The sequence below is a fragment of the Dyadobacter sp. 32 genome (assembly GCF_902506755.1).
Taxonomy (GTDB): Bacteria; Bacteroidota; Bacteroidia; order Cytophagales; family Spirosomataceae; genus Dyadobacter.
In genome coordinates this window covers 2,490,759-2,503,040 of record NZ_LR735258.1, presented here as the reverse complement: position 1 = coordinate 2,503,040, position 12,282 = coordinate 2,490,759, and the positions used below count along the sequence as shown (strand labels likewise).

The following is a 12,282-nucleotide window of genomic DNA, read 5'->3' as shown; positions in this document are numbered from 1 at the left end:
AATTTAGCCGGAATGGTTAATGTTCGGCATCAGTTTTCGGCTTTGTATCGGCCTGGTTACCGGGGCTGTCGCAGGCGGGTATGGTCAATGCATTCAGTAGGTCGTCCAGCTTGGTTTTTACTTCACCCACAATACGGTTGTAATTCATTATTTCATCTTCCAGAAAATTTTCGGCTTTTTGTCGTATATTCTTTCTGGTCTGCGAACCTTTTCCAGGCGCAAATAATAGTCCTATGGCAACACCTGCTGAACTTGCCAGCAGTACGGTGCATATTGCTTTTCCTATTCTCATCATCATATAATTTTAAAGGGTTGGTGAAAACACTATAACGATTTTATATATACGTAAATCTGAATTTTAATGGTATTATCCATGTGCAGCGCTTGCAAAGTTGCGACTGTTTTTGCGGTGAAATGTTACATCCGGCAGGGAAGAACTTACACTTTTTACATGTTTTCCAGCGTGGTGCCCCTTTTCCTGCTTTGATGCTTATAGGTGGACGGAGATAAGCCGGTTACTTTTTTAAACTGGTTCGACAGATGGGAGACGCTGCTGTAATGGAGCTTATTGGAAATCTCTGTCAGATTCAGTTCTTTGTATTGAAGCAGTTCTTTGACCCTTTCGATTTTGTGGTTGATTATAAAATGTTGAATGTCAATTCCTTTTGCCTCGGAAAAAAGGTTGGATAAATAGGTATAATCATATCCGACCTTTTCGCTGATGTAGTCTGAGTAATTGTTTTTCGGAAGCGCATCGGTGTAATGGATCAATTCAATGATGACATTTTTTATTTTTTCAACCAGAATACTTCGTTTGTCCTCCAATAATTCCAGCCCGGCCCCGAGCAGGTTTTCTTTCAGTCTTTCACGTTGGGTTGTGGTTATCTTTTTCAGCAATTGAACGACTCCCAGATCAATTTTGCCGAAATTTAGGTTCAGGTTTGCCAATTCCTCCCTTACCCTTAGTATGCAGCGTGGGCTAACCATGTTCTTAATGTAGAGTACCATAATCCTTCTGAATTTTTTAAAGATCAATGAATCGCCTGGTTCACAACTTGAACGAAGATACCGTAATGCGGGCAGTAAATAACTGACCGGCATCATTAACAACGATGACATTCCCCGGATTAAATTACCTCAGGATTTTAATGGCTGGTCGTGCTTTATTCGGTTTCAGGTGGCGCTGAGTAAGCTTATGTTTCCAGTGCCAGCGGATCCTGCCCAACCACAAAGCCGTAGTTTTCTCTAACTCCCTTAACCCGAATATTCAAGATCCATTCACATATTTTCGAGGTTTTCCCTTCTCTTTATTTTCAGTTTTTTGAAATAGGAAGGAGACAGTCCGGTTATTTTTTTGAACTGGTTCGATAAGTGAGAAACGCTGCTGTAACGGAGTCGGTACGCGATTTCGGTCAGGTTAAGTTCTTCATATAACAACAACTCCTTCACCTTTTCGATCTTATGAAGGATGATGAATTGCTGTATGTTGATTCCCTTTATTTCTGAAAAGGTATTAGAAAGGTAGGTATAATCATAACCCAGTTTTTCACTGATGTAATCGGAATAATTGGTGACTGGCAATTCTTCTGCATAATGTACCATCTCTACAATAACCGCCTTTATTTTTTCGATCAGGATGCTTTTTTTATCATCCAGAAGTTCGAGCCCTGACCGGAGCAGATTTTTTTTTAGTTCATCATGCTGTGCTGGTGAAATGTCTTCAAGGATTTCAACTGTTCCCAGGTCCACCACTACATAGTGCAGTCCCAGTTTGGTCAATTCATCTTTCACCAGCATTTTACAGCGTAAACTGACCATGTATTTGATGGACAGTATCATAATGTTATCTGGAGGTTGTTTTCACTGTTGAAATAGTACATCGATCCGTTTGCCAATCTGTGATTAATGCAACTTTTGAAAACGCATGTGTAACACTTGCTGGGTTAAATCCTGCAAGCTTTGTAATAGTAAACATTAGCCACTACAACCGTGCCAAATGTCTGATGAGCCGAAGGCATCATTGACTTTATCGGGCAGGTGCTCACCAAGCAGGGCATAATATTTATCGGACTTATGCTTGAAGGAGCAAATCAATTTTATTATTAAAAAATTACCTTATGAAAAAATTATTTTTTACAGTGCTGATGGTGACATTAAGCACATTCGCAATGGCTCAGACGTTCAGTTTTGGCCCTAAGGCCGGTATCAATATCAGCAATTATTCGGGTGGTGATATCAATTCTGATGCGAAGGTTGGGTATCACATAGGCGGATTACTAAATTTCGGTTTTGGGGAAATCTTCTCGATTCAACCGGAGGTGCTGTTTTCTACCCAGGGTGCCAAAGTGGAAAACGCTGGTAGTAAAACGAATTATAAAATCAACTATCTGAATGTGCCGGTCATGTTAAAATTCAGGATAGCGAACGGTTTCTACATTGAAGGAGGACCGCAGGCCGGGTTCAGGCTCTCTGAAAATATACCGGATCAAACGATCAATGATTTTGCAAAACAACTCGACCTGTCGGCAGGTGCAGGCCTTGGCTATCAGTCGGACGCGGGCATAGGGATAGGGCTCCGTTACATGGCCGGATTGTCCAAGGTAGGCGACTTCTCCGGACGTGATATCAGCCCCGATTTTAAGAACAGTGTCGTTCAAGCCAGTTTGTTTTGGGTGATCCCGATTATTAAAAGGTAAGTAGAAATTGCAAAAAAAGGGGAGAAACGGGATGATGCTGTTTCTCCTTTTTTTATGGCCCTAGGATCTGCGATTCCAAGTGTTTCCGTTTTGCTCATGGTAAATTTATACTCCCTGCATCATCGGGTAACCATTATTTACCGTCTTTCCTCAATGCTGTTGTACGGTAGTAGCGTTTGACACTAATTCGGAAAATGTCGTACAGCAATACAAATATTAGAATCACAACAGGAATGTAAAACGATCTGAATCCGATGTGCTGAAAAAGATAAGCCCCAACAATAGCTCCCGAAATAAACGAGCTGATGATGAATAATTTAAGCTTGATTTTGGTATGAATAACGGCACGGTCTTGCGAGGAGGTTTTTATCAATTGTGCCAGTTCAATGCCCAGATCTGTGAAGATACCCGTAAGATGCGTAGTTCGTACTACGGATCCTGACACCAATGAAACCAGCGCATTTTGTAGACCCATTGCAAAAAGCAAGCTTCCTGCAAAAATGATCTGGGACGCGATGGTGCCATCATATTTGTGTCCGTAAAGTGCTGAGAACCCAAGGATCGTTATTTCGATCACAATGGGGATAGCGTACGAATAGCGCTGATGTGTGCCAAAAAACGATAAGCAAACGCCGGATGTAAAAGCGCCCGTAAGAAATAACAGCATCCAAAAAACAATGACCTGTACATTTTGCCAGTTTTGTTGGGCAATACCTTCGGCCAATAAGGCAGCATGACCGGTAATGTTGGTAGTAAGTACAGAAAACCCTAAAAATCCTTCGGCATTGACCAGCCCGGCGGTGAGACCGAGCAGGGTTGCCAGTTTTAAATTATGATTGGGGGTGCGATGTGTACCTGAATGCCTGAGCATGATTTACCTGAACTGAATGCTGTTATTGTTCCCCTTTGCTAAGCGTCTGCCTCAAATTTACGCTGTTGCCTGGTCTGTAAAAAAACGGCCCATAAAACTTTAAGAACAGAACAGGTTCTGATCTTTGTAAGTAGCTCTTCCGAACCGGGATTGAACGGGCAGCCATACAGGGCCCCAATATACTCTTTATTCTCCCAAAAAATGCGGTAGTTTAAAACACTGCCACATGTTCCGTATCAGAATTGCCTCAGGCATAATAGGTAACAGTCATCATGCAAACCGTTTTTTTTAATTTTTAATGGAAAGGGCAGGTTTGAATTTTGATGATAAGGTCCTTGTGAATTTTTGGAGCCCCGGATGGGGGCGTCGAATCCAGCCCCTGTCCTCCATGCACTTTGGCATACTTTTCAAAATCCGGTTTCATTTTCTAGATGTCTTTGTCGGTTGCTGCCACGATCATTTTACCAATATTCTCTCCGCCAAACAAGCCAAACAGGGCAGCCGGCAGTTGATCAAAACCATGAATTACGGTTTCTGTAAACTTAAGATTCCCCTCTTTAATCCATTGCGACAAATGTTCCGTTGCCTCAGGGAAAAGTCGCTGGTAGTTGCTGACAATAAAACCCTGCATCAGTATACTTTTGGTGAGTAGTATGGGTTGCAGTCTCGGTCCGGTGCTCCTGGCGGTATCGTTATAAAGAGCGATTTGTCCGCACAAGGGGATGCGTGAATGAAAATTCATGTGCCGGATCACTGCATCGGAGATTTCACCGCCCACATTATCGAAGTAAATATCCACTCCGTCGGGGCAGTTTTCGCCTATGGTCTTTTCCAGATCGGCGGTTGTTTTATAATTGATTACCGCATCGAAACCATACTCCTCTCTTAATACATCTGCTTTTTTATCCGATCCGGTGATGCCCACCACGCGGCAGCCGTATATTTTGGCGATCTGCCCCACAACAATACCCACAGCTCCTGCAGCGCCGGATACGACAACCGTTTCCCCCGCTTTTGGTTTTCCTATGTGTACGAGCCCGATGTAGGCGGTCAGCCCGGTCATGCCGAGTACGCCCAGATAATAGCTGGCCGGAGCAATGGTTGCATCGATCGGATGAATTTCCGTTTCATTGGCAATACAAATTTCCCGCCAGGGTAATGAACCCATTACATAATCGTCTGTAATAAACGAATCACACTTACTGTCCATAACCCGGGCGATGACACCACCCGTAAAAGGTTCGTTCAGTTGAAAAGGTGGTACATAGGATTTGGCATCGTTCATTCGGCCGCGCATGTAAGGGTCAACGGAATAGTAGATACCTTTGAGCAGCACTTGCCCTTCGATCAGCTCGGGTAGTTCAATATGCTCAAACCGGAAGTTTTCTTTGGTTGGCAAGCCCACCGGCCTCGATGCGAGTACAATTTGTCTTGTTGTCATAACCTGAAATTATTTGGCCTTAATTTGGTGAAATTTTGATGAATTTACTTTTTTTCAAATAGGAGGAAGAATCGCGTCCCGGACCCGGCCTGAGACTCAACACGCACTTTTACATGATTGGATTCCAGAATATCATAAGTGGAGGCAAGCCCCATCCCCATGCCGCCGGGCCTGTCCGAATAGTTGGGCCGGAATATGTTTTTCAAGTTTTTTTCACTGATCCCACAGCCATTGTCTTCGATCTGAACCACATACTTCCCGCCGTGTGATACGGTGACCAGCTTCAATTCTCCCCGGTGAGGATCCATGGCTTCGATGGCATTTACTATAATATTGGTCAGGGCAATTTTCATTTTTTGCCGGTTTAAAGGGACGATGCAGTCCACCGGGTCGTATTCCTTGCTCACAGTAATGTCTTTGAGCATAATCCGGTCCTTGGCCATTTCCATGACTTCATCCAGCAGGTGATGAATGGACTGGTTTACCGATTTCGTTTCTATCAGGTTGCGGCTTTTTATCATTTCAGCAACCAGAACGTTAATCGTGCTGGAGCTTCGCCTGATGATGTCGATATACATGGTCAGATCATCACCCTTGCGCTCTGAAAGCATGAGTTCCAAAGAGAGATCGATGGTGGCCAACGGATTGCGGATTTCATGCGCCAGTGTAGCTGTGAAATCAACAGCAACCGGCACGTTCAGAATTGGGTTGAATGGACTATTCATTGGATGAGCATGGTTTCATAAATCCTCTGTCAAAGGTGACGGAATTTGGATGGTAAACCTTACATCGGGAAGTCAAATAGTTGTATCTATCACAGATCGGGAAGTAGAAGTATGTTGCTGATATACGATCGGGTTAGTGATAATATTCATGAGGATTTAGATCAAAAAATACCCGGGTATGAAAGTGCACACCCGGGTATTTTGCTTCCCGTTTTCAGTAATTTCTGGCTCGTCCGACGATTGTTTCCAAGGCTTGTACAGCCATCACAATGGGGCACTTTCTGATTCGCTCGTTATACTTTTTGCCCTATGCAACCAGATATAGCCCATTACGCCGGATATGACCGATGCGGTTAATATCGAGAACTTGGCTTCTGAAAGCACTGACGCATTCCCTGCGAAGGAGAGCAGGGCGATGAATATGGACATGGTAAAGCCTATGCCTCCCAGCATTCCTACGCCAATGATGTGCATCCATGTAGCGTGCCGGGGCATCTGGCCAATCTTAAATCTGACAGCGATCCATGAAAAGAGTGTGATACCGACTGTTTTTCCAATGACGAGCCCGGCGATTATTCCCAGACCCAGCGTTGACACCAGGCCATTCAGCATGGGGAGCTCGAAAGTAATGTTGGTATTAGCCAGCGCAAAAATAGGCATGATGACAAAGCTGACGGGGTTAATGAGGATATGTTCCAGCTTTTCCAATGGAGATTCGGTTGCATCTTTAGTTGTAGGAATTGCTAATGCGGTCAGCACGCCTGCAATGGTGGCATGTACACCAGAATGATGAATGAAGTACCAGATAAAAAGCCCTGGAATGAGGTAGGCTGCCAGAGACTTCACTTTTAGCTTATTGAGCAGTAGTAGAAAGGCAAAAATCCCCAAAGCATATAGCAGGTAACTGTAATGGATATCGGCGGAGTAAAATAGGGCAATAACCAGAATGGCAATTAAATCATCCACAATAGCCAGGGCTGAAAGGAATATTTTTAAGGAGGACGGCACACGTTTTCCTACCATGGAAATGATTGCCAAAGCAAAGGCAATGTCCGTGGCCATGGGTATAGCCCAGCCATCCGCAGTTTCGGTACCCGCGTTAAATGCCAGGTAGATCAGTGCGGGAGGAAGGATGCCTCCTAGTGCTGCCAGGATAGGAAGTGACGCCTTTTTGAAAGATGAAAGTTCCCCTTCCACCATTTCCCGCTTAATTTCAAGGCCCACAAAAAGGAAAAAAATGGCCATTAACCCATCATTAACCCAGAGCAATACCGGGTAGCGCAGTTGGAGACCCGCCGGATTTCCACCGATTTCGGTTGCTAATAATGTTTCAAAACCCGGCCCTGCGCCAGAATTTGCTATGATGAGAGAGATAATTACACAAATGATCAAAATGACGCCACCGGATGAGGTGGACACAAAGAATCTCTTGAACGAAAGCGGGTTAGTAGGTTTTGTCATAAAAAGGAGTGGATCGTAAAGTGTAGGATGTAGAGCAGGCGGGTTTCAGTGCAGGCGATTGGTTGTACTTATCAAAAAATACCCGGGTATGAAAGCGCATACCCGGGTATTTTGCTTCCCGTTTTAGTAATTTCTGGCTCGTCCGACGATTGTTTCCAGGGCATTTTTTAGCTTATCACTGGCACCTCTCACCGCCAGCGAACTGGTATTGGCATCGTTGGTCACCGCTATCGGCTGGCGCCCTTCGAGCCTGGCTTCGATGAGGCAACGTACATCATTCTGTCCGTCTTTGTGGCCATTTTCATCCGAAAGATGCACTTCCAAACGCGTGATTTGCTTACTAAATCTGCTCAGATCTGTGGTTAGAAATGCAATCAGCGGAGCGCTTTTTTCTTCACTTCCTGTTATGTTCTTATCGGTGTTAAACTGGATGGTCATGTGTTTGAAAATTTTCGTGATGCAAAAGGTTTACTGGAAATTCTGAAATTGAGATGCTTGATCAATATCTGTAAATGGCTGCGGCGCCAGACTGAGAGGACATTTTATCCGCAGGTACAACTACCACCTGTCCGCCCAGTTTCTCAACGATTTCCCCGATATCGTCCAGCAGGTCGTCGGTTTCGGGATCTGAAAGCTCGCCGGTTTCGATGCGTCCGTTGCTTTCATCTACAATTTTACCAGGAATAATGTGGTCGGCTTCCAGCAACAAGGTGTCTACCCGGCCTTCTGTGGCCGCAGCCACAATGTCGCTGATCAGATCACTGCCTTTTTGGTCGGCCATGGCCTGGCCCGCTTTTTCCGACCAATTTTTCAATCGCAGATGGTACTCTGGTTCCATCACCTCCCAGGCCATCGTTCTCAGCTTTTCGGGCGTGAGGGCGTCGGGATTCAGTGCAATTCCCTCCTCAAGTAAAAATGGATTCTTATTCACCTTTTTGAACAGATTGTGATGCTCGGGAAGGGCTGCCAGGATAAGCGGAAGTCCCGATGGTTTCGAAAAATGCGCGTGTACCGTTTCCGCTACCACCCGGAAAAACCGTTCCGCATCAATATCTGTTTCATCCTTTTTCGAACCATGTCCATGGTGCATATTGCCACCGCCACCGCCTCCGTAGGATGCCACAGTGGTATGCTTTTCGGTCAGTTCATCACCCAGTGCTTCTGTGATGGTTTTCGGGATTTCCTGTCCCAGTTCTATTTCTGAAACGGAATGTCTGTTGCCTTCGTAAAGTCGCATTTCATGCAGGCTCAGGCCCAGAATCTGAAACCGATCCTCCGTCTGCAGATACTTGCGCAATGGCTTGGTGTGAAAGCTATCCGCCACAACCACCAGCTCTGTAACGGGTACAGGCAAACTGATCAGCTCAAAAATCTCCCCGGAACTGAAAATGGCCAATCCATCCAGATTGTGGTTCCAGATGTCGCGGTCTTCTCTTATGTTTTCAAGTGGCAGCAAATAGGATTTGACTTCACTGACCGGATATTTTTGTGACAAAGAAGTTTCCAGTTCTTTCAGCAGATTTTGAAACCGGATAGGATCTTGCCCGTTATCCGGATGTGTCCGGTGGGTGGGTAAGTATACCGAGATGCAGGGACCCGATCCCACCGAAGATAGCTCCTGAATAAGCGCTTTGTTAGGTAATTTCATGATTATAGTAATTTCGTATTAAACTTTTCTGATACAATGATGCAGGCATAATCGTGCCAGCGTCGGCTCTTTGGCATTAGAAAAACCTTAGATTGTCAAATGGGTTGCATTCGGAGATTTTTAATTACGCTGAGCTCGAGCCATGCTATTCAAGCAGAACAGGGCCTTGCGGACTTACACCGGGTCAGGATTTTTGAGGAATGATCCGGCGACCTGCCTGAAAGCGTGCCGAATTCCTTAAAGGTGGTTTTATTTAGAAGTGAGGAGTTACATTCCGGGCTCAAATTGTTACATGAATCACAGGTGCGATTAACCATGTTTACACCTTTGTCCACCCTTTATCTAATGGTAATTACCCCGTGCCGGTACAGGTTCAAAGCTTTTTGTAAAATGTCGTCAATCTTTTTTACTGGTAAATCGGTATTGGGGTCAACCTTCAAAATCTTCATGCGCGTACGGTCACCTTGTTCCAGGTCGGGGTGGTCAAGGTATTGTCCTTCCACCATTAAAATATATGGTTTGTGCGTCTTTTTATCTGTCCACAGATAACAAAACATTTTTTTCTTATAGCAGAAGCAGGGCATTCCCCACTTCTGCGTTTCAGTAACATTGGTATCCTGATTGAGAATAATATCCCGTAAGGCAAGCAGGCAGCTCTTGTTTGGCTCTTCTTGATTCAAATAATATTTTTGAAGTTGCTCAACCATTTTTACTTATTTAACAGCAATTAAAAATTCTATTTCTGCCTGGGACGGATTTTGTGCTTTTTCTCCAAATACCTCAAAGTCTGCTGTATACAACCTGTCTAAATCCATTTTCCAAATTTCGGACCATTGGTTCACGATCAAACCTTTCATCAAATCGCCTTTGGCCGATACGCTCGCAAAGTTTCCCCCGTCAAATGACCTGCCAACCATTCCTTCGGGAATCGTATGTAAAGCTTCTACCTTGCAGCCCAGTAGTGTGGTGTAGGGCTGGGTATGGTCACTTTGGTAGTCGGTGTAAATGGAATATACGGTGTTGTCGATTTTGTTTGGAATTTTTTCCAAAATCCGCTCATTCATAAATCTACCCCACAATTCTGCAATATCTTGCGCAGCCTGATTGTTTGCGTTTGTGGTTCTTACCGAAATGCCGATCACCTGAAAAGGCTCTATGATAACTTTGTTCATTTTTTAAACCATTTTTTGTTAAGCCACAAAACTAAAATGGTGTGGAGACAACCCTATGGCAAGGGTTCAGAAAAATATTTTTCCTTACAAATTTGGAAGTATTCCTGCAAGGTCATTTTATGAGGTACGAATTTGTCTGTCAGTGTGTTAAGAGTGGTCACTCGGTCGAGGCGAAAAGCTCTGAAATCTTTTCTGAGCTTGCAAAACGCAACCACTAACCAATTTTCCTGCGTGCTGTAAATAGCAAACGGTTCGATCGTTCTTTCCGTTGACTGGCCTGTTTCTGGGGAATGATAACCAATTTTAACAAGATTGAAGTTTGTCAGGGCCAGTTGTAATGTGGATAAATAATTGCTTGTTCTGTCGTATTTTACATTTTGTCTGAACACAATGCGATCCGAAAGAAGCTGCGCTTTGTTTTTCGTATCGCTGCCTAAAACGGCCTTTATTTTGTTGATGGCACCCGAATATTCTTTTACAAATGAAGCGTCTTTGTTTTTTTGGATCAATTGTTCGGCAGTGATTAATGCATTGGCTTCACTTTCAGTAAACATGACCGGTGGAATTCTGTATCCGTCCATCATTGTATAACCTTTGCCTTCTTCCGTGAGGATGGGGACTCCCGCTTGTTCCAATGCTTTTATGTCCCGATATATCGTTCTTTTACTGACCGAAAATTTGATAGCCAATTCGGATGCGGTCAGTAGCCGTTTCGTTTGCAACTGTGTCAGCATTGCTGTCAGGCGCGAAAGTCGTTTGGTATCAGTGGTTTCTTCCATTTATTGATTTTTCATCCCGGCTTAGTGAATAGTATTGCCGCGCCTAACGTTTGCGTGTAATCGCTTGCTTATTTTCATTTATAAATTGTGCAAATGTTGTTGGCTGGTGATTACTGATTTTTTCCACCCAGCTAGTTATCTCCGGCTCTTTTTGAAATCGGTTTTTTGGGCTCTTAACAAAATATGGAAGATTCATTACACAGGGTGATCCCAACAGAATCCCAACCGTGGAAAATCATTTTTACTCTTCCTGTTTCGGTTTTTCAATCCTCAAAACCGCTTTGGCATTGACCGAACTTACCACTTTTTTACCAGTTTTTGATTCTAGCTCCTTCAGAGCCACATGGGCTACATTGCCACCTTGGCTTGCTACTTTTTTACTTTCTTCAAAGTCTTTCGGTTCTACTGCTGCCGAGATATCCTTGGTGGAAGCCTCAGCAAGCATATTCAATATGAGTTCGGTATTGGTCATGTTGTCACGCAGGTTTTCCTTTTTTAGGCCTTTAAATACCTTGTATTCTTTGGTGGTTTTGCCCGCCCATGCCTTTGTGATGATATCAGTTAGTGTTGCAAACTGTTGTCCTTCTTTCAGCCCGCGGTTTTTCCATTCGTCTGTTAGCTCCTTACGTATTTCAATGCTTTTCAGACGCTGATTAATCCAATTCTCGGAATATCCCAATTTCACATATTGCTCCAATGCCCTGTCAATACTCAACTCCGGGTCGTGCATTTCGTCTAAACGCTCACTGGCCACCTGTGCAAGCCAGAGTTTGAAAGGCTCCGCCTTTGGTGATGGGATAGATTGAATGAGCCTGAACAATTGCTCAGTATCAGCTACATCGGTCATTCTCATTTTTCCATCGGGAGCAAGCATTTTCAAACCGTGACAATTCGTCACGGTTTCATTTCCTTCGGCTTTTAAGCGTTGTTTCAGCTTGCGCCAATAGGCATTTGCATCTGCACTATTGGTTAAGACTGCTACGACATCTATGATCGATACATACCACTTTTCTTGTCCGGCGTCCCAGACTGTGCGTACCTGCTTGTCTTCAAATAGTTGGATGGATTCTTTTGTATTCATCTGCTTTTGTATTTTAGTGTGTACCAATGTTTATTATTGTGTCAACTCGGTCAGTTTGAGTTTTTCTATTTTCAGTCTTCTAAATTACTCTTTTCTGTTTGTTCGCCGGTATGTAAGTTGGAGTGAGGTGGTACTTTTCTGAACCTGGGCTTGTTTTTAGGAAAATATCAAATGTGCGATTTCTGCGGTTGATTTTAAAATAATGGCACGTGACATTCAAAAAAAGACTCGTCTACCACCCGCTTGTTACCCATAAATCCGTGATTAATGCAACTCTTCGCAGAGATGTTGTAACTTGTTGTTGGCTGATTTGCTGAAATTTGCACCATGACTCCGTGACCAACAAATGTCGGGATCAATAGGGTTGATCCGTATTTGAAGAGGGAGGTTGTGGTTACGTCTTAACGG

At 44.0% G+C, this 12,282-nt stretch carries 14 protein-coding genes; 1 reads left to right on the top strand and 13 read right to left on the bottom strand.

All coding sequences use genetic code 11. The features are described 5' to 3' along the window. Positions 1-16: 16 nt before the first annotated feature. The 3 genes from DYADSP32_RS10085 to DYADSP32_RS10075 form a co-directional block, all read right to left on the bottom strand. On the bottom strand, positions 17-298 hold the full coding sequence (locus DYADSP32_RS10085; RefSeq protein WP_149242853.1) for a YtxH domain-containing protein: 282 nt from the start codon (positions 296-298) through the stop codon (positions 17-19). Positions 299-447: 149 nt separating this feature from the next. Beyond that, positions 448-1,008: a helix-turn-helix domain-containing protein gene (locus DYADSP32_RS10080; RefSeq protein ID WP_149242854.1), complete on the bottom strand. Its 561-nt coding sequence runs from the start codon at positions 1,006-1,008 to the stop codon at positions 448-450. Positions 1,009-1,278: 270 nt separating this feature from the next. After that, positions 1,279-1,839 carry a helix-turn-helix domain-containing protein gene (locus DYADSP32_RS10075; protein ID WP_414617672.1) on the bottom strand — a complete coding sequence of 187 codons (561 nt, stop codon included), beginning with the start codon at positions 1,837-1,839 and terminating at the stop codon, positions 1,279-1,281. Positions 1,840-2,117: 278 nt separating this feature from the next. Here DYADSP32_RS10075 and DYADSP32_RS10070 point away from each other — a divergent pair, with 278 nt between their 5' ends. Further along, positions 2,118-2,696 (top strand): porin family protein, encoded by a 579-nt coding sequence (locus DYADSP32_RS10070; RefSeq protein ID WP_149242855.1) that lies wholly within the window; start codon positions 2,118-2,120, stop codon positions 2,694-2,696. Between the two features lie 133 nt (positions 2,697-2,829). Here DYADSP32_RS10070 and DYADSP32_RS10065 read toward each other — a convergent pair whose 3' ends face one another. The 10 genes from DYADSP32_RS10065 to DYADSP32_RS10020 all read right to left on the bottom strand — a co-directional run bounded on the left by DYADSP32_RS10065 (position 2,830) and on the right by DYADSP32_RS10020 (position 11,874). After that, positions 2,830-3,567 carry a YoaK family protein gene (locus DYADSP32_RS10065; RefSeq protein ID WP_149242856.1) on the bottom strand — a complete coding sequence of 246 codons (738 nt, stop codon included), beginning with the start codon at positions 3,565-3,567 and terminating at the stop codon, positions 2,830-2,832. 427 nt (positions 3,568-3,994) lie between these two features. Continuing rightward, positions 3,995-5,008, bottom strand: a complete 1,014-nt coding sequence (locus DYADSP32_RS10060) for an MDR family NADP-dependent oxidoreductase (protein ID WP_149242857.1) — start codon at positions 5,006-5,008, stop codon at positions 3,995-3,997. A gap of 44 nt (positions 5,009-5,052) precedes the next feature. Next, positions 5,053-5,733: a sensor histidine kinase gene (locus tag DYADSP32_RS10055; RefSeq protein WP_149242858.1), complete on the bottom strand. Its 681-nt coding sequence runs from the start codon at positions 5,731-5,733 to the stop codon at positions 5,053-5,055. Between the two features lie 264 nt (positions 5,734-5,997). Continuing rightward, a complete protein-coding gene (gene nhaA / locus DYADSP32_RS10050; RefSeq protein ID WP_149242859.1) occupies positions 5,998-7,194 on the bottom strand; it encodes a Na+/H+ antiporter NhaA in 1,197 nt (398 codons plus the stop codon). Positions 7,195-7,317: 123 nt separating this feature from the next. Further along, the gene (locus DYADSP32_RS10045; protein ID WP_149242860.1) at positions 7,318-7,632 is read right to left on the bottom strand and encodes an HPF/RaiA family ribosome-associated protein; all 315 of its coding nucleotides are present in this window, start codon (positions 7,630-7,632) and stop codon (positions 7,318-7,320) included. Positions 7,633-7,693: 61 nt separating this feature from the next. Further along, positions 7,694-8,842: a hypothetical protein gene (locus DYADSP32_RS10040; RefSeq protein WP_149242861.1), complete on the bottom strand. Its 1,149-nt coding sequence runs from the start codon at positions 8,840-8,842 to the stop codon at positions 7,694-7,696. Between the two features lie 338 nt (positions 8,843-9,180). After that, positions 9,181-9,549, bottom strand: a complete 369-nt coding sequence (locus DYADSP32_RS10035; protein ID WP_149242862.1) for a DUF1801 domain-containing protein — start codon at positions 9,547-9,549, stop codon at positions 9,181-9,183. 6 nt (positions 9,550-9,555) lie between these two features. Beyond that, entirely contained in the window at positions 9,556-10,014 is a 459-nt protein-coding gene (locus tag DYADSP32_RS10030) for a GyrI-like domain-containing protein (RefSeq protein WP_149242863.1), read from the bottom strand. A 53-nt stretch (positions 10,015-10,067) separates the two neighbouring features. After that, positions 10,068-10,793, bottom strand: coding sequence for a helix-turn-helix transcriptional regulator (locus DYADSP32_RS10025; RefSeq protein ID WP_149242864.1), 726 nt, complete (start codon positions 10,791-10,793; stop codon positions 10,068-10,070). Positions 10,794-11,034: 241 nt separating this feature from the next. Continuing rightward, a complete protein-coding gene (locus DYADSP32_RS10020; protein ID WP_149242865.1) occupies positions 11,035-11,874 on the bottom strand; it encodes a BRO family protein in 840 nt (279 codons plus the stop codon). Positions 11,875-12,282 lie beyond the last annotated feature (408 nt).

What these genes read in the sequence shown, in the direction of transcription:
- DYADSP32_RS10080 (WP_149242854.1), bottom strand. Translation starts at nt 1,008, where the DNA reads ATGGTACTCTACATTAAGAACATGGTTAGCCCACGCTGCATACTAAGG.
- DYADSP32_RS10035 (WP_149242862.1), bottom strand. Translation starts at nt 9,549, where the DNA reads ATGGTTGAGCAACTTCAAAAATATTATTTGAATCAAGAAGAGCCAAAC.
- DYADSP32_RS10025 (WP_149242864.1), bottom strand. Translation starts at nt 10,793, where the DNA reads ATGGAAGAAACCACTGATACCAAACGACTTTCGCGCCTGACAGCAATG.
- nhaA (WP_149242859.1), bottom strand. Translation starts at nt 7,194, where the DNA reads ATGACAAAACCTACTAACCCGCTTTCGTTCAAGAGATTCTTTGTGTCC.
- DYADSP32_RS10065 (WP_149242856.1), bottom strand. Translation starts at nt 3,567, where the DNA reads ATGCTCAGGCATTCAGGTACACATCGCACCCCCAATCATAATTTAAAA.
- DYADSP32_RS10045 (WP_149242860.1), bottom strand. Translation starts at nt 7,632, where the DNA reads ATGACCATCCAGTTTAACACCGATAAGAACATAACAGGAAGTGAAGAA.
- DYADSP32_RS10060 (WP_149242857.1), bottom strand. Translation starts at nt 5,008, where the DNA reads ATGACAACAAGACAAATTGTACTCGCATCGAGGCCGGTGGGCTTGCCA.
- DYADSP32_RS10055 (WP_149242858.1), bottom strand. Translation starts at nt 5,733, where the DNA reads ATGAATAGTCCATTCAACCCAATTCTGAACGTGCCGGTTGCTGTTGAT.
- DYADSP32_RS10020 (WP_149242865.1), bottom strand. Translation starts at nt 11,874, where the DNA reads ATGAATACAAAAGAATCCATCCAACTATTTGAAGACAAGCAGGTACGC.
- DYADSP32_RS10040 (WP_149242861.1), bottom strand. Translation starts at nt 8,842, where the DNA reads ATGAAATTACCTAACAAAGCGCTTATTCAGGAGCTATCTTCGGTGGGA.
- DYADSP32_RS10030 (WP_149242863.1), bottom strand. Translation starts at nt 10,014, where the DNA reads ATGAACAAAGTTATCATAGAGCCTTTTCAGGTGATCGGCATTTCGGTA.
- DYADSP32_RS10075 (WP_414617672.1), bottom strand. Translation starts at nt 1,839, where the DNA reads ATGATACTGTCCATCAAATACATGGTCAGTTTACGCTGTAAAATGCTG.
- DYADSP32_RS10070 (WP_149242855.1), top strand. Translation starts at nt 2,118, where the DNA reads ATGAAAAAATTATTTTTTACAGTGCTGATGGTGACATTAAGCACATTC.
- DYADSP32_RS10085 (WP_149242853.1), bottom strand. Translation starts at nt 298, where the DNA reads ATGATGATGAGAATAGGAAAAGCAATATGCACCGTACTGCTGGCAAGT.